Consider the following 515-nt stretch of genomic DNA (forward strand, 5'->3'; position numbering starts at 1 on the left):
TATCTCAAGGCCAACTACCCCGCCGAGTACATGGCGGCGCTGCTCACCTCGGTCCGTGACGACAAGGACAAGTCGGCGGTCTATCTGAACGAGTGCCGTCGTATGGGCATCAAGGTGCTGCCGCCGAACGTCAATGAGTCCGAGGCCAACTTCACCGCTCAGGGTGATGATGTGATCCTCTTCGGTCTCACGGCGGTCCGGAACGTGGGTCAGAACGTGGTGGAAGCGATCATCCGCGGCCGTAAGGCCAAGGGGAAGTACGGCTCGTTCCCGGACTACCTGGACAAGGTCGAGGCGGTCGTGTGCAACAAGCGCACCACCGAATCGCTGATCAAGGCGGGCGCCTTCGACGAGATGGGCCACACCCGCAAGGGGCTCACGGCGCACTACGAGGCGCTGATCGACAATGTGGTCGCGGTCAAGCGCAAAGAGGCCGAGGGGCAGTTCGACCTCTTCGGCGGCATGGCCGGGGACAGCGGGGACGGCGAGGGGCCGGGCTTCGGCCTCGACGTCGA

The 515-nt window shown here is 64.3% G+C and carries 1 protein-coding gene; it reads left to right on the forward strand.

What is annotated here, in order from left to right:
* Positions 1-515, forward strand: a 515-nt coding sequence (locus KN815_RS27655; RefSeq protein WP_443732332.1) for a helix-hairpin-helix domain-containing protein, incomplete at both ends; no start/stop codon positions are given.

It is taken from the genome of Streptomyces niphimycinicus (assembly GCF_018883605.1).
Classification (GTDB): domain Bacteria; phylum Actinomycetota; class Actinomycetes; order Streptomycetales; family Streptomycetaceae; genus Streptomyces; species Streptomyces niphimycinicus.